The organism is Nitrospirillum viridazoti CBAmc, from assembly GCF_000730165.1.
In the GTDB taxonomy this organism is placed as follows: domain Bacteria; phylum Pseudomonadota; class Alphaproteobacteria; order Azospirillales; family Azospirillaceae; genus Nitrospirillum; species Nitrospirillum viridazoti.
Genome location: NZ_CP022112.1, coordinates 340,715 through 356,884, shown reverse-complemented (window position 1 = coordinate 356,884; position 16,170 = coordinate 340,715). Strand labels below are relative to the sequence as shown.

The following is a 16,170-nucleotide window of genomic DNA, read 5'->3' as shown; positions in this document are numbered from 1 at the left end:
CAGTCTCCAGGCGGGTTATGGGTGGCCGGCATATGCCACGGGCCCCATGGCCCGCCAAGGCATGGGCCGCCTGAGGCAAGTTCCCGGGCAGTTCTGGACAAGACGGGCAGGATGGCCTTCTCTACCCTCACACTCGCGACGGACCTGGTGTCGTGGATGCTGGGACATCCCCATCGGACGGTCCGCGAGACAGGAGTAGTGAGGAGAGGTTGTTGGAAACCCTCGAAGCCCTGCGCACGCGCCCCCTGAAGCCCGGTTTCGGCGCGGAAATTCTGGATGTGGATCTGAAAACGGCGTCGCCGGCGGAAGTGGACCAGGTGGTGGAGGCCTTCCACCGCCATGGTGCCATTCTGCTGCGCGGCCAGGATTTGGATCCCGCGGGCCTGAAGGCCTTCCTGGGCCGCTTCGGTCCCCTGGAGGGGCACACCCAGAAGCAGTTCACCCTGCCCGACCACCCCGAGGTCTACATCCTGTCCAACAAGGTGGTGGACGGTAAGCCCATCGGCGCCCACAACGACGGCGTGGGCTGGCACACCGACTATTCGTACAAGGCCGAGCCGGTAATGTGCACCATGCTGTACGCGGTGGAGGTGCCGGCCGAAGGCTCGGACACCCTGCTGGCCGACCTGTGCGCCGCCTATGACGCCCTGCCGGAGGAGCGGCGGGCTCAGCTGGACGGGCTACAACTGCACCACAGCTACGAATACTTCATGACCAGCCGCCAGTACCTGCGGGTGGACCAGTTGAGCCCGGAACTGAAGGCGGAGAATCCGGACGTCATCCACCCCCTGATCCGCACCCATCCCGCCGACGGGCGCAAGGCCCTGTGGGTCAGCACCGGGACGGTGAAGGAAGTGGTGGGTATGCCCAACCCGCAGGGGCTGGAACTGCTGGACGAGCTGGTGGCGTTCGTGACCCAGGACCGCTTCGTCCATGCCCATAAATGGCAGGTGGGCGACATCCTCATCTGGGACAACCGCTGCACCCTGCACACCGGCACCCTGTACGACGACAAGAAGTACACCCGCCTGATGCACCGCATGTGGGTGAAGGGCGACCGGCCGTTTTAACTTCCCTCAAGCGCCGGGCGGCCACGTCCGTGGCCTTGGCTATCCTCGTTCCGCCCTGCGGTGCTCATTCCGGGGTCGGCGGTCGCCGACCTTCGGTTCAGGATGGTTCGATCTCCGAAGACTGGCCGTGGGCATGATCCCACGGCCACTTTTTTACCGATGGGGCGTTTGATGACGACGACAAGACCGCGCACCTGGCTGATCACCGGCGTCAGTTCGGGCTTCGGCCGGGCGCTGGCCCAAGCGGCGCTGGACCGGGGCGAGCGGGTATGGGGTACCGTGCGGAGCGAGGCCGACGCCGACGCCTTCCGCGCCCTGGCGCCGGATCTGGCCCGCGCGCCCATCCTGGACGTGACGGACGAGACGGCGGCGCACCGCGTGGCCGCGGCGGTGGAGGCCGACAGCGGTGGCATGGGCGGGGGCGGCGGCATCGGTGGGGGCGGCATCGACATCCTGGTCAACAACGCCGGCTATGGCCTGGTGGGCGGCGTGGAGGAAACCAGCCTGGCCGATGCCCGCGCCCAGTTCGAGGTCAACGTCTTCGGCGCGCTGGCGATGATGCAGGCCGTGCTGCCCTATATGCGCGGCCGCCGGGCCGGGCACATCGTCAACATCACCTCCGTCTCCGGCTTGGTAGGCTGGCCCAGCCTGGGCCTTTATTCCGGCAGCAAGTTCGCGCTGGAGGGCATCACCGAGACCCTGGCGCAGGAGGTGGCGCCCCTGGGCATCAAGGTGACGATGGTGGAGCCCGGCGGCTTCCGCACCGACTTCGCCGGCCGCTCGCGCAAGCGCAGCGCGGCGGACACGGACCGTCCCGACCTGGCCGCCGACTACGACGCCACCGTCGGCGCATGCAAGCGTATCCTGGCCAGCCACGCCGGCCAGGAGCGGGGCGACCCCGCCCGCGCGGCGCTGGCCATCCTGAAGGCCCTGGACGCGGAAACCCCGCCCCTGCGCCTGCTGCTGGGCGAGGACGCCGTGGGCTACGCGACCATGAAGCTGACCCGCCAGCTGGCCGATATCGAGGCCTGGCGGGCCGTGTCGGTGGACACCGATTTCCAGGCGTGACGCCCACGACGGAAGCCAAGCGCGCTCAACCGGGAACGCGCTTGGCTCCAGCCCCTTGTTCAATGGACGGCGTCACACCCGATTCCAGGCCGCCGCCACGTCCGCGCTTTCCACCAGCAGGGCGCAGTTCTTGGACAGGGCGTGCAGGGCGCCCCAGTGCAGGGCCGGCTCATACGCAGCGCAGGCGTCGGCCACGATGAAGACATGGAAGTCGCGATGGAACGCATCGCGCACCGTGCAGTCGACGCAGCATTCGGTGGTGAAGCCGCAGACCACCAGGGTGTCGATGCCCCGCGCCCGCAGCCGCGCCTCGAAATCCGTGCCGGCGAAGGCGGAGAACAGCACCTTCTCCACCTCCATCTCCCCGCTCTCCGGCGCCACGCCGTAATAGTCGGCGCCGGGGGTGCCGGCGCGGCAGATGCCCACCGCCTCCGCCGGCCAGCCCCGCCGCTCATAAAGGGCTTTCAGGGCCGTGCCATCCGTTTCCGGCCGGGTGATCACGCGGATGAAGACGGGTGACACCCCGGCGGCGCGGGCGGCGGCCAGCAGCGGGCGGATGCGGTCCAGCGTCGGCTCGACCACGCCCAGGTCCAGACCCGCCTGGCCGATGGCGCCTTCGGGCGCGATGAAGTCCACCTGCGGATCGATGACCAGCAGGGCCGTGCGGTCCGGCCGGATCATGGGCGCCAGCGCCGCCGCCGGCACCGGCGGGTCCAGCGTCACGGTGACGGTCACGGCCCCAACTGGGACGCCCTTTGCCGGCACGCCCTCTTTCGGAATGGTCGGCATCAGTAGGGCCTGTCCCCGGCGACGGTGACACGGAAGCCGGAACGGACGTTGGGGAAGTAATCCCACACCGCCAGGTGTTGCACGGCGCGGTTGTCCCAGAAGGCCACCGAGTGGGGTTCCCAGCGGAAGCGGATCTGGAAGTTCGGGTTCTTCACATGGTCGAACAGCAGGCCCAGCACGGCCTTGCTCTCCTCCTCCGGCACGCTCTCGATGCGGGTGGTGTAGGAGGAATTCACGAACAGGCACTTGCGCCCCGTCACCGGGTGGGTGCGCACCACCGGGTGGCTGTTGCAGGGGTAGCGCTTGTCGTAATCCTTGAACAGCGCGTGATAGACGGGGTTGGCGTCGTGCACCGCCGTCAGACCGTCCAGGTAGGCCTTCATGCGGTCCGACAGCGCGTCGTAGGCGGCATACATGCTGGAGAAGCAGGTGTCGCCCCCCACCGGCGGCAGCGTGTGGATGTAAAGGATGCTGCCCAGCGGCGGTTCCGCGTCGCAGCTGAGGTCGCTGTGCCAGTTCTCCCCGGCGACGTACTTGGAATTGGCGTCCGCGTGGATGGCCACGATCTCCGGATGGCCGTCGATGCCGGCCACCGCGGAATGGATGGCGAGGTGGCCGAAATGCCGGCCGAAGGCCTTGTGGGCCTCATGCGTCAGGGCCTGCTGGTCGCGGAAGAAGATGACCTGGTAACGGGCGAAGGCGTCCTTCACCTCCGCCACCTGCAGGTCCGTCAGCGGCTGCGACAGATCGATGCCCAGCAGTTCCGCCCCCAGCGCCACGGCGCTGGGCTTCACGCGGAAGCTCTGATACTCGCGGATGCCGTTGTCCATGGCGCGTCACACCTTAGTGGGAAAGGCCTCACGGATGGCCGGCAGCACCTCTTGGGCGAAGCGCGGCACACCGGTGATGTAGTCGGGGAAGATCAGCATCATGCCATCCAGGTCGCAGCCGCCCAGCATGTCGATCAGCTTGGCGGCGATCGTCGCGGGTGCGCCCACCAGGTGGCTGGACATGAAGCCGGACTTGGCCTTGGTGGTAAAGTCGTTCTGGCGCCCGATCTCCACGTCCAGGAAGCCGTAGGCCTTCATCATGCCGCGCCAGGCGCCCTCGTCGAAGCCCTCGACATATCGGGCGGCCAGGGCCTCGGCTTCCGCGTCCGTATCGCCCAGCACCAGGGTCATCATGGAATAGGTCTTGATGCTGCGGCCGGCCTCTTTCGCCATGGCCTTGGCCATGCCGCTGTTCTTGGCCAATTCCTGCTTGCTGGAACCGGACAGGAAGATGGCGTCCATCTCATTGATGGTGAAGGCCATGCCCCGCTTGCTGGATCCGGCGCAGACCAGGAAGGGCCGGAAGAAGGGCTTGGGATCGGACTGACAGTCCGTCAGGGTCACGTACTTGCCCTGGTAATCGACCGTGTCCTCGGTCCACAGCCGCTTGATGGCGTGCACCCATTCCTCGGCGAAGGTGTAGCGCTCGTCATGGTCCAGCTCATCCCGCCAGGCGCCCATCTGCTCGAACTCGCCCTTGTACGAGCCGTTGACGACGTTCAGGCCGGCGCGACCCTGGCTGATGTGGTCCAGGGTCATGATCATCTTGGCCGTCACGGCCGGATTCTGCAGCAGGGTGTGGACGGTGGCCCACACCTTGACCTCCTTCGTCACCTCCGCCAGGCCGGCCATCATCATCTGGCTTTCCATGGCATAGCGCCAATGCTCGGTCGCGCCGCCGTAGCCGCGCCACTTGGCCATGGCCATGATGAAGTCATAGCCGGCACCGTCGGCCAGCTGGGCCACCCGGCGGTTGTAAGCGTAGGAGCCGTCGATGCGCGGGGCGGAGGAGGACAGGATCCAGCCGCCGTTGGCGATGGGCAGGAAGATGCCCAGGTCCTTGCCGCCCGCATCGGAGGGCAAGGGCGCGCGCTTCAGTTCGGTCGTCTGCGTCATGATGGAACCAGGCCTCCCTTAGAACGAGTAATTGACGCTGAACAGCATCTGGCGCGGCGGGATGTACTGGTTGCTGACCACGCCGCTGCCGTAAGGGTCGGTGTAGCGCCCGGAGATACCGGCCCGGTCCAGCAGGTTGGTGACGGTGAAGGTGGCCCGCCACGGCCCGCTTTGCGGGGTGTATTCGAAGAACAGGTTCACCTGGCTGTACGACGGCACGTGATCGGTCCCGGCCTCGTTGAACACCCGCGCCTGGTAGTCGCTGCGGAACAGCAGCTCGGCCCGCGACACCAGGGTACCGTATGCGCCCAGGGTTTGCTGCCAGCTGGCGTTGACGCCACCGGCGGCACCCGGCATGTCGGGCGGGGTGTTGCCCTTGACGTTGATGGACTGGGCGGCACGGATGGCGAACCACTGAGCACTATAAGGATATGTCACGCCGGCGGCCACGGCCTTGGCAGCGGCCGCATCGGCCAGGCGCCGGTCCAGCGCCAGATAGCTGTCTGGGATCTCGCCATCCATCAGGGTCAGGTTGGCGCCCAGCTCCAGCCGGTTATCCAGCAGGCGGTACTTCGCCTCGACCTCCGCACCCCACATGTTCACCTGGGGGATGTTGCCGATGCCGCCGCTGTAGGGCACCGGATCCTCCTCAATGTACTGCATGTTATTGTATTTGGAGTAGAAGGCCGACAGGTTGACGTTCAGGTGGTTGGCCAGGAAGCGGTTCTTGGACCCCAGTTCGAAGCTGTCCACCGTTTCCTTGTCATAGCTGCCGGAGACGACCATAGCGCTGGTGGTGCCGGTATTGACGCCGCCGGGCTTATAGCCGCGCGACCAGCTGGCATAGACCATGTTGTCCGGCGTCAGGTCGAAGTCGGTCTCGGCCTTACCGGTCAGGGCGTAGACGTTGGTGGAGCGGGGCGACGGCTTGCCATAGTAGTCGGAGCCCCAGCCGTCATACTGGTCGACATTGTAGCGCACGCCGCCGGTGAGGCGCAGCCGGTCGGTCAGGTGATAGGTCGCCTGCACGAAGGGCGCCACGCTGTCGCGGTCCACCGACGACAGGTTCTCATAGCTGAGGTTGGCTGGCAGGGCGGCCGGCGAGGTGTTGGTGGGCAGCACCGGCGTGGGATCGCTGCCGTTGGTGCCCTTGTATTCCACCACGTACTGGCTGCTGTGGGAATGCATGTAGAAGACGCCGCCGATCCACTCCAGGTCGGTCCCGGGATTGGAGCTGAGCGTCACCTCCTCCATGATCGCGCGGCTCTTGGTGTTCCAGGCCGCCACGGTGTCATAGCCGCCGAACAGCGCCACGGTGCTGCGGTCGCTGTCGAACGACTGCTTGGCATCCATGTACTGATAGCTGCTGATGGACTTCAGGTTGGCGAACGGCAGGGAATAGTTGACCGTCAGCGTGTCGACATCCATGGCCAGCTTGAACTTGGCCGGATAGTCCTGCGTCACCTGGCGCGGGTCGCTGTTGGGATCGTCCAGCGCCTTCAGGGCAGCCCCATGGTGGTCGTCGTCGAAATGCTGGCCCGTCAGGGTGACGGTCAGGTTGTCGGTCGGCTGCCACAGGCCCGACAGCTTGTAGTTCACGTTGTTGGCGTCATCCAGGTCATAGCCGCCGGGCACGCCCGTGGCGGTGGAATAGCCATCGTGGCTGGTCTTCTGCACCACGGCGCGAATGGCGGCCGTGTCGCCCACCGGCACGTTCAGCGCGGCCTTGCCCATGGCATAGCTGTAGTTGCCGAAGGTGGCGGTCGCGTCGCCCGACAGCTTGCCCAGCTCCGGCTGCTTGCTGATGACGTTGATGGCGCCACCGGTGGAGCTTTGCCCGAACACGGTGCCCTGCGGCCCGCGCAGCACCTCGACATGGTCCACGTCCAGGAAGCCTAGGTTCAGCGCGATGTTGTTGGGGATGTAGACGTTGTCGATATGGAAGGAGACGCCCGGCTGGGTGAAGAAGTTCTCCGGCGTCTGCGAGCCCACGCCGCGGATGGAGACGATGACCTCAGACCCGCCGCTGGGGGTGATCTGCAGGCCCGGGACATAGCCGTTCAGGCCCAGCGGCCCGGTGACGTTGCCCTTTTCCAGCGTGTCGGCGGAAACGGCGGTGACGGACAGCGCGGCCTTCTGCAGGTCGACCTGGCGCTTCTCCGCCGTGACGATGATGGGTTCCAGCGCGTCCAGCTCGGCGTCGCCGGCGGCACCGGCCGGGGCGTCCACGGGGGCCGGCGGGGTTTGGGCGTAGGCGGAGGCGGCCGTCATCATCGCGGCCGCCAGGAATCCTTGCCAATAGCGCAGCTTCACATCTCTCAACATGCCCGACCCCCATTCTTTGGTAGATGACGATGTGCATCGTCTTGAGGACAAGCATGCGGGCATCCCGCGAAGTATTCTTGTTACAGGACGCCCGGGAATTTGCCTGAATTCACCATTCCCCATGCCCACCATGCACCCCTGCCACAGTCCATTATTTTGCTTTTACCGCCAGACGCGCGGGCACCACCCGCAGCCTTTGCCACGGGTGGCGCCCACATCGCCAGATTTAATGTTGTTATTCTTTAAACGTGTTCAGCTTGCGGGCACTTGGGCGACGGCGCCCTGGGACCCGTCATCCGGCTCGGCCCCTCGCCGGGCGAAAGGGCCGGTGCCGGCCAGCATCGGCCGCCCCAGCAGCATCAGGGGAACGATGGCCGCCACCATCAGCACGGCGTAAAGATAGAAGATGGGGGCGAAGGTGCCGATCTGGTCGGCGATGGCGCCGGCCGCCACCGGCCCCGCCGCCGCCACGGTGGTGATGGTCCACACCATGCCCAGCACCTGGGACCCGATGTCCTTGCCGAAATATTCCAGCAGCAGGACGCTGGCGGCCAGGTAGGCCACACCCCAGCCGATGCCGAAGGCCAGCGCGAAGGCGCCGATGCCGACCAGGGTGCCGGCATGGGCGAACAGGGCGATGCCCACCACCTGCAGCGCCAGGCCCAGGACCAGCAGCCGCCGGGTGGACATGATCTCGCACAGCGGACCGGCCACGCCCTTGGCCACCGTCATGACCAGGGCCATGGCGGCCAGCGCGAAAGCCGCCGTGTCGGGCGCCACGCCCAGGATGCCCAGATGGTTCAGCGCCACGCTGTTGATGGTGGTGACGCAGGCCATGGTCATGGTCATGGAGGCGGCAACGGCCAGGAACTGCGGCGTGGCGATGGCGCTGCGGTACGTCCAGCCCGTCGCGGCGATTTCTGCCGGGCTCGCAGGCGCCCCCTTGGCACCCGCCGGCGGATCGGCCTCAATGGCGCGGTCGCGCAGGCACAGCAGGTTGACCAGGGTGACGGCCACGGCGACGCCGGCCATCTCCATCCAGTAGACGCGCCAGTCCGCGCTGAACGCGACGATGGCGCGGGCCAGCGGGGGCCCCACCACGCCGCCGAAGGCGCCGATCATGAGGTAAAGGCCGATCATGCGGGCCGAACGGCGCGGGAACCAGCAGGCGATGGCATAGATGGCCGGCACGTTGCCGGTCAGTGAATAGCCCAGGCCCAGCAGCAGCATGGCCGCGTAGAAGGCCAGCAGGCCGTGGGTGTACGAGGCCAGCATATAGGCCGCCACCAGCACCAGCCCACCCAGGGCCATGGTGTAGCGGGGGCCGATGCGCTTCATCAGCGTGGTGGGGAAGACGCTGGACAAGCCGCAGGCGATGCCCAGCAGGGAGAAACTGAAACCGGCCGCCTTGAAGGACCAGTGCAGTTCGCCGACCATGGTGTAGAGCACCACGCCCAGCGAGGCGAACGTCGCAGCGTTGAGGAAAAAGAAGCTCAACGACACCGCCGCCAAGACCAACCACTCTCGCCGCATCAGGAAACTCCCCGGCTCATGGGTGTAAGTCATCACCGAAACGCTATCAGCCGATGCGGTCGCCGCGCTTGCCAACAGGCGAACAAATTCATGCCGAAAACGTTTGCCCACTGTGATGATAGGCACACTTAACGGTTCTATCGCCTAAAAAAACAGCGATCTTAAATTTGCCTGAAAATTAACCAATCAGCGTGAGGGCCACACCGGGCGCGGGGTCAGGCCGGCGCGACTCAGCAGCGCCGCCTGAGATGCGCGCGCCTGCTGCCGCAGGGCGTCCTCATCCACCGTCAGGCAGCGCCCTTCCCGCACGACGATACGGCCGTCGACCACCACGTCGCGGACGGAACGGCCGTCGGTGCCCCACACCAGATGCAGGGCGGGATCGCCCATCACAAGAAAGGGGGCGGAACGGGGATCGTGCACCACCAGATCGGCCCGCTTGCCCACCTCCAGCGAGCCGATGCGGTCGGCCATGCCGATGGCCCGCGCCCCGCCGATGGTGGCCAGGGCGAAGGCCGTATCGGCACCGAAACGATAGGCGTCCAAGCTCATGTCCCGGGCCAGGCCGGCGGCCAGGGCGGCGGCCCGGTGGATGTCCGGCAGGTCGCCGGCGTTGGGCGCGTCACAACCCAGCGCCACCCGCCCGCCGCGCAAGACCATCTCCGCATGGCGCCCAGCCCGGCTGACGCCCTGGGCCAGACGCAGATAGGCCCAAGGGCAATAGGCCACGGCCGTGTCGCTGGCCAGCAGGGCGTCCATCTCGGCATCGTCCAGCCAGACGGCATGTGACAGCAGCAGGTGCGGACCCAGCACGCCCAGGTCGGCAAGGTGCAGCAGCGGCCGCCGGCCCGACCGTCGCAGATAGGCCGCCCCATCGGCCTCGGTGGGGGAGATGTGCATGGTCATGCCCACGCCCCGCCGGCGTGCCAGCTCGGCGGCACCGGCCAGCAGGGCATCGCTGGCGAGGTCATGCCCCACCAGGGTCACCCACCCCTCCACCAGCCCGCCTCGCGGCAGACCATCCAGCACGGCCGCCTGGCGGGCCAGCACCTCATCCGTCGGCGCGGCGTAGGGGGCGTCGGAAACGTCCCAGCCCCAGCAGCCCACCGCTGCCCGAATCCCGGCGCGGGCCAAGCCGGCAGCCACGCGGAAGGGATGGGCCACGGTGCCGGCCTCCACCAGCGTGGTGGTGCCGTATTTCAGGGATTCCACGGCGGTGAGCGTGGCCGACAGCTCATCATCATCGGCGGTGTGTGCGCCATGGATGGGCACCGCCCAGCCGAAAATGGACTCGTCCGACGACTGCCGGTCGGGGATCAGGCTGCGCACCAGCGGGTCCCCCGTCAGATGCTGGTGCGCGTTGACCAGGCCCGGCGTGATCAGGCCGCCGCCGGCCTCCAGCACCGCTGCCGCCGGCCAGCGCGCCCGCAGCGCCTCGGCCTTGTCCACGGCGATGATCCCGCCGTCGGCGATCGCCACCCCGCCCTGGCACCAGACCGTGCGGCTGGCGTCCATGGTGACGACGTCGCCGCCCAGCACCAGCAGGTCCGGCACCGGCATGCCGGCATCCCGCCTCACGGCGCCCGGCCGCACAGCGCCAACGCCGCCATGGCGTACAGGCGCGTGCAGTCCACCAGGTCGTCGATGCTGGGCCGCCAGCGGCGCGGCCCCATGGTCACGGACGGGATGCGGTTCATGTTGAAGACGTTGTGGTCGCGCCACATGCTGGAATAGACGGAATTGCTGATGGGCTGCGGCCCGCCCCGCACGCGGCCATGGGCATGGTCCAGTGCCATCCGCAACGGCCGCACCGCGTCCGGGTCGGCGGTGAAGCCATGGCGCACGGTGTAGGGTTGGATCTTGACGTCGCCGAAGCCGGCCTCTCGGAAGGCGCGCTTCAGGTCGCGATCCACGGCGGCGATGGTCTGCACCGGGGTCAGCGCCACCTGGACATAGACGTTGCACACCTCGCTCGCCGCCCCCATGGCCTGCGGCGTGCCGCCCCGGATGGCGCCGATCTGCACCTTGGGCACGGCGGTACCGCCCGGCCCCTCGTACCGGTGCTTGACCTCATACTCCCGCGCCCAGCGCTGGATGATCTCGATGGCCGGCGCCACCTTGACCAGGGGGCTGGGATGGTCGGCCAGGGCTTCGGGATGGGTCAGCAGGGGCGTGAACACCCCCTGGCCATAAATCGTGACGCGGAAGTCGGCATAGCCGCACGCCGTCCAGTTGACGCCGAAGTCCGTGCCCTCGGCCGAGATGACGTAGTCCGGCGCCACCCCGCCGTGGGACATCAGGTAGCAAGCGCCCAGTTCCTTGCCCAGATAATCGACGCCGCCCCGCTCCTCCGCCGGTTCGGGGCCAATCTCGCCCGGGCAGGCGGTCAGGTACATGAGGCCGCTGAGGTCGATGCCCGCCTTCTTCAGGGCCTTGGCCGCCATCAGGAAGCAGGCCATGGGGCCGCGGTCGTTGCCCACGGCATGGCCGAAGAAGGTTTCCCCCTCCAGCCAGACACCCAGCCATTGCGGATCCGCCACCGTTTCCGGGCGATAGGTGTACTGGTCCGTCTCATCATAAAACGGGCTTTCGGTGTCGAGGTGGCTGGTGAACAGCAGGTTGGGTCCGTCGCCCTTGCCGCCATAGGTGCCGATGACGTTGAAGCGGTGTTCCATCAGCCCGGCCTTGCGCGGGGCGAAGCCGTTCTCCGCCATCCAGCCGTGGACGAATTCGCCGGCCCGGCGCTCCTGCCGCATGGGCGAGGGGATGCCGCACAGGTCCAGCACCAGTTTCACCAGCTCGTCCCGGTCGATGGCCCTGGTGATGGCAGCGGCCTCATCATCGGAAACCGCCAGCGCCGTGTCGTGCGTCGTCATGCCCTATCCCCTGCCCCATGCTTTGCCTGGCCCCGCCCCTGTGCGCGGGTGCTGTCGAGGGGGGATCATAGGCGGCCCCGTTCCCCCCGCTCTTGCCGATTAACGCATGAAAGCTTGCCCGGGCGGAGCCATGGGACGGCGGCGGCGTGCTGACGAAAGCGGCCATGCGCGTGCAGGCAAGATCGCCGCACCGGGCGGCCCTAAGGTTTTCCCCATGAGGGCGCCCCCGGCGGGGCCGCCCCGACGCTTGAACCAGGGGGACCCATGACCGTTCAATTGGATCGCGCCGCTGCGGCGGAACGGCACAAGATCCGGCCGACGCTGCACCTGCTGCCGGCCACGCCGCGCACCGTGCATTGGGGCTATTTCACCCCCGACCAGGCGCCGGCCCTGACGGTCAAGAGCGGCGACATCATCCAGGCCGAGGCCATCACCCACCACGCCGGCGACGCGCCGGACCTGATGATGGACGAGGCGGTGGCCCGCATCTTCAAGGAAATCCCCGAGGCCGACCGCAACCCGGGCGTCCACATCATGACCGGCCCCATTTATGTCGAGGGCGCCAAGCCCGGCGACATGCTGGAGGTCCATTACCTGAAGATGACGCCCCGCACCCGCTACGGCTCCAACCTGGCGGCCAACTGGGGCCACCTGTTCAAGGAAATGGGGGAGAAGGAGCGGGTGACGATCTATGAGATCGACGCCATGAGCCAGCAGGCCCACGCCCTCTACGCCTATGACTTTCCCGGCCGCTACGACGTGCCGGGCAAGATCACCAACTGCCCGGAATGCGACCGGCAGCAGGCCCTGCCCGGCGTGCGCGTGCCGGTGCGCCCGCACCTGGGCACGGCCGGCGTGGCACCGGACGTGGCCGGCCGCGTCAGCACCATCCCGCCCGGCCTGCACGGCGGCAACATCGACAACTGGCGCATCGGCGCCGGCGCCACGATGTACTATCCCGTCCAGGTCGACGGCGCGCTGTTCTCCATCGGCGACCCGCACGTCTCGCAGGGCGATGGCGAGTTGAGCGGGACCGCCATCGAGGCGTCGCTGAACGTCATGTTCCAGGTCTTCCTGCGCAAGGACTTCCGCTTCCCCTCTCCGCTGCTGGAAACGCCAGACTGCTGGATCGTCCACGGCTTCGACCCCGACCTGAACGTGGCCATGCGCAACGCCTCGGTCGACATGCTGAAGCTGCTGACCGAGCAGCAGAACCTGAGCCGCGACGACGCCTATTCGCTGATGAGCATCGCCGCCGACTTTGGCGTTACCCAGGTGGTAGATGGCACCCAGGGCATCCATGTGCGCATTCCCCGCGGCGTGTTCCCGCCGCGCGAGGACTGACGCCGCGACGATCAGACAAACAAGGGGCATGGCGTGGGGGTTCAAACGATGAAGCACTCTTTCCTGAATGACGCCTTTTTCAGCGGCCTGGACAGTTCGGCCCTGGGCGTGGAGGCGGCGGAGACCTTGCCGCCGCTGTGCTACACAGACCGCGAATTCTATGAGTTCGAGAAAGAGGCGCTGTTCAATCACGAATGGCTATGCGTGGGGCGGGAATCCTGGGTGAAGGAGACGGGCGACTACTTCACCACCAGCATCATCGATGAACCCATCGTGGTGGCGCGTGGCCGGGACGGCGTGATCCGCGCCATGTCCAGCGTCTGCCAGCACCGCGCCATGCTGGTGGCGGAGGGGCAGGGCAACACCCGCGCCTTCCTGTGCCCCTACCACCACTGGTCCTACGGGCTGGACGGCCAGCTGATCGGCGCGCCGGCCATGGAGAAAACCTGTAACTTCGACAAGAAGGACATCAAGCTTCCCCAGTTCAAGGTCGAGGTCTGGCACGGCTTCATCTTCGTCAACTTCGATCTGGACGCCCCCGCCCTGGCCCCCCGGCTGGCGGCGCTGGAGGGGGTGATGGCGCCCTATTCCATGGCGACGCTGAACGGCCCGGCCCCGGATCGGGACATCAAGTTCCCCTGGAACTGGAAGGTGATGTTCGAGAACAACAACGACGGCTATCACGCCAACCGCCTGCACGGCGGCGCCCTGCATGACTTCGTGCCCTCGCGCCTCGCCGCCTTTCCCGACGACCTGCCGGCCGACACGGCGGGCTATTACCGCACCAACGGCACCCTGCACGCCGACGCCAGCTTCAACCCCACGCAGAAGGCCATCCTGCCGGTCTTCCCCGCGCTGGGGGAGGCGGAGCGCAACCGCATGCTGTTCGTCAACGTGCCGCCCACCCTGTCCCTGGTCATCACCAGCGACATGATCATCTACCTGATCCTGCGGGCGGACGGGGCGGAGACGCACCTGATGGATCAGGGCTATCTGGTGGCGCCGGGCGCGATGGAGGATCCGCTGTTCGACGACAAGCTGGCGATGAACAAGCATTCCACCGCCGCCATCATCGCCCAGGATCTGCATGTGGATGAGATGGTGCAGGTGGGCCTGCGCTCCCGCCACGCCATCCGCGGCCGCTATTCCTGGCAGGAACAGGCGCAGCGGGAATTCAACGGCTGGCTGGTGCGCCGCTACCAGGACACTTGGGCCCGCGTGAAGCCCACCGCCTGAACCTGATAAAGTGCGGCATGAGGTCCATCTCGTGCCGCTAGGCTGCGACCGCAGCCGCCGGACCTTTCGGGGAGCGTAGCGGACTGAAAGGCGAGGATAAGGCAAGCCGGCGGACGCCGGTGCCCGCCGCCTGAGGGACTAGAAAATGACCACTAACCGCCTACCCACCATCTTCTTCGGCCATGGCAGCCCCATGAACGCCCTGGAGGACAACGTCTGCACGCGGGAATGGAACAGGATCGGGCGGCTGCTGGGCGCGCCCAAGGCCATCCTGGTCATCTCCGCGCACTGGTACACCCGGGGCACGGCGGTGACGGCCATGGAACGGCCGCCCACCATCCATGATTTCGGCGCCTTCCCCCAGGCGCTGTTCGACGTGCGTTATCCCGCACCAGGCAGCCCGGAGCTGGCCAAGCGCGTGGCGGAGGTGCTGGCGCCCCTGCCCGTGATCCAGGACCAGAAATGGGGCCTGGACCACGGCACCTGGTCGGTGCTGGTGAAGGCATTCCCCAAGGCCGACATTCCCGTGGTGCAACTGAGCATGGACGGAACCCAGCCGGCCGCCCACCATTTCGAGGTGGGGCGGCGACTGGCGGCCCTGCGCGACGAGGGCGTGCTGATCGTGGGCACCGGCAATGTCGTCCACAACCTGGGGCGCATGAACTGGGACCCCAGCACCCCGCCCTATCCCTGGGCCGCCCGCTTCAACGACCTGGTGAAGCAGTGCATCGCCAGCGACACGCCCCAGCCCATGATCGACTTCCAGAAGGCCGGGCCGGACGCCGCAGCCAGCATCCCGTCACCCGACCATTTCCTGCCCTTCCTCTATGTGCTGGGCACCCGCCAGCCGGGCGATGCCGTCACCCTGGTCAACGACCGGGTGGAACACGGATCGCTCAGCATGCTGACCGTCGCCTTCGGCGACCTGGCCGCCTGACGGGGGTATGGGACGATGACCGGCGCCGATGACTGGTTCCCCGTGCGCGTCACCGCCAAGGTGCGGGACGGGGGCGACGTCTTCCTGTTCGACCTGGCCGACCCCGCGGGCGCCCCCCTGCCGTCCTTCCAGCCCGGCGCGCACATTGATGTGGCGGTGGAGGGGCCAGCGGACGGCGCCAGCTTGACGCGCCAGTACTCCCTGTACAGCGCGCCGGCCGACACCTGCCGCTATGGCATCGCCGTGCAGCGGGAGGCCGAGGGACGCGGCGGATCGCGCACCCTGTGCGACACAGTCGCGGCGGGCGACACCGTGCGCATTCGCCGGCCCCGCGCCCTGTTCACCCTGGCGGCCGGGGCGACGTCGCATGTCATGATCGCCGGCGGCATCGGCATCACGCCCCTGCTGTCCATGGCGTCGCACCTGGCGGGGAATGGCGGCGTCACGCTGCATTACCTGGTGCGCCAACGCGACCGCGCCGCCTTGCTGAACGCCGCCCGCCAGGCAGTGGGACCGGGGAACCTGCACCTGCACGTGACGGCGGAAACAGGGCGGCCCGATCTGGCCGTCCTGATCGGCCCACCCGCCCCGGGGCGCCATCTCTATCTCTGCGGTCCCGCCGCCCTGCTGGACGCAGCCACCGCCACGGCCGAGGGCCTGGGCTGGCCGGCCGACCATATCCACCTGGAACGCTTCGCCGCCGAGCCTGGGACCGATGCCGGGGCCAACCGCCCCTTCCTGCTGCGCCTGCGCTCCACCGGTGCCGTCATCCCCGTCATGGCGAACCAGACGGCGGCCGAGGCCCTGGCCGGCGCCAATGTGGAACTGCCCATTTCCTGCGCTGAAGGCGTGTGCGGCGCCTGCATTACCGGTGTGCTGGACGGCACGCCGGAGCATCGCGACTGCGTCCTGACGGAGGCGGAGCATAAGGCCAATCACCTGTTCACCCCCTGCTGTTCCCGGGCGGTCAGCGAGATGCTGGTGGTGGACCTTTAAGAGGCCCTGCCTGGACCACAACGCCGCAAGGTCCAACGGCGCCCCGCAGA

13 protein-coding genes are annotated in these 16,170 nt (G+C 67.6%); 6 read left to right on the top strand and 7 right to left on the bottom strand.

What is annotated here, in order from left to right; translation table 11 throughout:
* Positions 1–212: 212 nt before the first annotated feature.
* Together Y958_RS23515 and Y958_RS23510 are read left to right on the top strand one after the other, a co-directional pair.
* Positions 213–1,070, top strand: coding sequence for a TauD/TfdA dioxygenase family protein (locus Y958_RS23515; protein WP_088874387.1), 858 nt, complete (start codon positions 213–215; stop codon positions 1,068–1,070).
* A gap of 171 nt (positions 1,071–1,241) precedes the next feature.
* A complete protein-coding gene (locus tag Y958_RS23510; RefSeq protein WP_088874386.1) occupies positions 1,242–2,138 on the top strand; it encodes an oxidoreductase in 897 nt (298 codons plus the stop codon).
* Between the two features lie 72 nt (positions 2,139–2,210).
* Here Y958_RS23510 and Y958_RS23505 read toward each other — a convergent pair whose 3' ends face one another.
* The 7 genes from Y958_RS23505 to Y958_RS23475 all read right to left on the bottom strand — a co-directional run bounded on the left by Y958_RS23505 (position 2,211) and on the right by Y958_RS23475 (position 11,607).
* Positions 2,211–2,927 carry a cysteine hydrolase family protein gene (locus tag Y958_RS23505; protein WP_088874385.1) on the bottom strand — a complete coding sequence of 239 codons (717 nt, stop codon included), beginning with the start codon at positions 2,925–2,927 and terminating at the stop codon, positions 2,211–2,213.
* Positions 2,927–3,757, bottom strand: a complete 831-nt coding sequence (locus Y958_RS23500; RefSeq protein WP_088874384.1) for a TauD/TfdA dioxygenase family protein — start codon at positions 3,755–3,757, stop codon at positions 2,927–2,929. The genes Y958_RS23505 and Y958_RS23500 overlap by 1 nt, the downstream gene beginning before the upstream one ends.
* Before the next feature lie 6 nt (positions 3,758–3,763).
* Entirely contained in the window at positions 3,764–4,873 is a 1,110-nt protein-coding gene (locus Y958_RS23495; RefSeq protein WP_088874383.1) for an LLM class flavin-dependent oxidoreductase, read from the bottom strand.
* A gap of 18 nt (positions 4,874–4,891) precedes the next feature.
* The gene (locus Y958_RS23490) at positions 4,892–7,198 is read right to left on the bottom strand and encodes a TonB-dependent receptor (protein ID WP_244909666.1); all 2,307 of its coding nucleotides are present in this window, start codon (positions 7,196–7,198) and stop codon (positions 4,892–4,894) included.
* Between the two features lie 252 nt (positions 7,199–7,450).
* A complete protein-coding gene (locus Y958_RS23485) occupies positions 7,451–8,731 on the bottom strand; it encodes an MFS transporter (RefSeq protein ID WP_186291579.1) in 1,281 nt (426 codons plus the stop codon).
* 186 nt (positions 8,732–8,917) lie between these two features.
* Positions 8,918–10,291 carry an amidohydrolase family protein gene (locus Y958_RS23480; protein WP_088875195.1) on the bottom strand — a complete coding sequence of 458 codons (1,374 nt, stop codon included), beginning with the start codon at positions 10,289–10,291 and terminating at the stop codon, positions 8,918–8,920.
* A 14-nt stretch (positions 10,292–10,305) separates the two neighbouring features.
* Positions 10,306–11,607 carry a zinc-binding metallopeptidase family protein gene (locus Y958_RS23475; protein WP_088874381.1) on the bottom strand — a complete coding sequence of 434 codons (1,302 nt, stop codon included), beginning with the start codon at positions 11,605–11,607 and terminating at the stop codon, positions 10,306–10,308.
* Positions 11,608–11,871: 264 nt separating this feature from the next.
* On the opposite strand from Y958_RS23475, the gene Y958_RS23470 reads away from it, so the two are divergent.
* The 4 genes from Y958_RS23470 to Y958_RS23455 all read left to right on the top strand — a co-directional run bounded on the left by Y958_RS23470 (position 11,872) and on the right by Y958_RS23455 (position 16,120).
* Positions 11,872–12,951, top strand: a complete 1,080-nt coding sequence (locus tag Y958_RS23470; RefSeq protein WP_088874380.1) for an acetamidase/formamidase family protein — start codon at positions 11,872–11,874, stop codon at positions 12,949–12,951.
* Between the two features lie 48 nt (positions 12,952–12,999).
* On the top strand, positions 13,000–14,187 hold the full coding sequence (locus Y958_RS23465) for an aromatic ring-hydroxylating oxygenase subunit alpha (RefSeq protein WP_088874379.1): 1,188 nt from the start codon (positions 13,000–13,002) through the stop codon (positions 14,185–14,187).
* Positions 14,188–14,332: 145 nt separating this feature from the next.
* Positions 14,333–15,124, top strand: a complete 792-nt coding sequence (gene ygiD, locus Y958_RS23460) for a 4,5-DOPA-extradiol-dioxygenase (RefSeq protein WP_088874378.1) — start codon at positions 14,333–14,335, stop codon at positions 15,122–15,124.
* A 15-nt stretch (positions 15,125–15,139) separates the two neighbouring features.
* On the top strand, positions 15,140–16,120 hold the full coding sequence (locus Y958_RS23455) for a PDR/VanB family oxidoreductase (RefSeq protein WP_088874377.1): 981 nt from the start codon (positions 15,140–15,142) through the stop codon (positions 16,118–16,120).
* Positions 16,121–16,170 lie beyond the last annotated feature (50 nt).

What these genes read in the sequence shown, in the direction of transcription:
- Y958_RS23475 (WP_088874381.1), bottom strand. Translation starts at nt 11,607, where the DNA reads ATGACGACGCACGACACGGCGCTGGCGGTTTCCGATGATGAGGCCGCT.
- Y958_RS23470 (WP_088874380.1), top strand. Translation starts at nt 11,872, where the DNA reads ATGACCGTTCAATTGGATCGCGCCGCTGCGGCGGAACGGCACAAGATC.
- Y958_RS23495 (WP_088874383.1), bottom strand. Translation starts at nt 4,873, where the DNA reads ATGACGCAGACGACCGAACTGAAGCGCGCGCCCTTGCCCTCCGATGCG.
- Y958_RS23465 (WP_088874379.1), top strand. Translation starts at nt 13,000, where the DNA reads ATGAAGCACTCTTTCCTGAATGACGCCTTTTTCAGCGGCCTGGACAGT.
- Y958_RS23510 (WP_088874386.1), top strand. Translation starts at nt 1,242, where the DNA reads ATGACGACGACAAGACCGCGCACCTGGCTGATCACCGGCGTCAGTTCG.
- Y958_RS23480 (WP_088875195.1), bottom strand. Translation starts at nt 10,291, where the DNA reads ATGCCGGTGCCGGACCTGCTGGTGCTGGGCGGCGACGTCGTCACCATG.
- Y958_RS23505 (WP_088874385.1), bottom strand. Translation starts at nt 2,927, where the DNA reads ATGCCGACCATTCCGAAAGAGGGCGTGCCGGCAAAGGGCGTCCCAGTT.
- Y958_RS23455 (WP_088874377.1), top strand. Translation starts at nt 15,140, where the DNA reads ATGACCGGCGCCGATGACTGGTTCCCCGTGCGCGTCACCGCCAAGGTG.
- Y958_RS23490 (WP_244909666.1), bottom strand. Translation starts at nt 7,198, where the DNA reads ATGTTGAGAGATGTGAAGCTGCGCTATTGGCAAGGATTCCTGGCGGCC.
- ygiD (WP_088874378.1), top strand. Translation starts at nt 14,333, where the DNA reads ATGACCACTAACCGCCTACCCACCATCTTCTTCGGCCATGGCAGCCCC.
- Y958_RS23485 (WP_186291579.1), bottom strand. Translation starts at nt 8,731, where the DNA reads ATGCGGCGAGAGTGGTTGGTCTTGGCGGCGGTGTCGTTGAGCTTCTTT.
- Y958_RS23500 (WP_088874384.1), bottom strand. Translation starts at nt 3,757, where the DNA reads ATGGACAACGGCATCCGCGAGTATCAGAGCTTCCGCGTGAAGCCCAGC.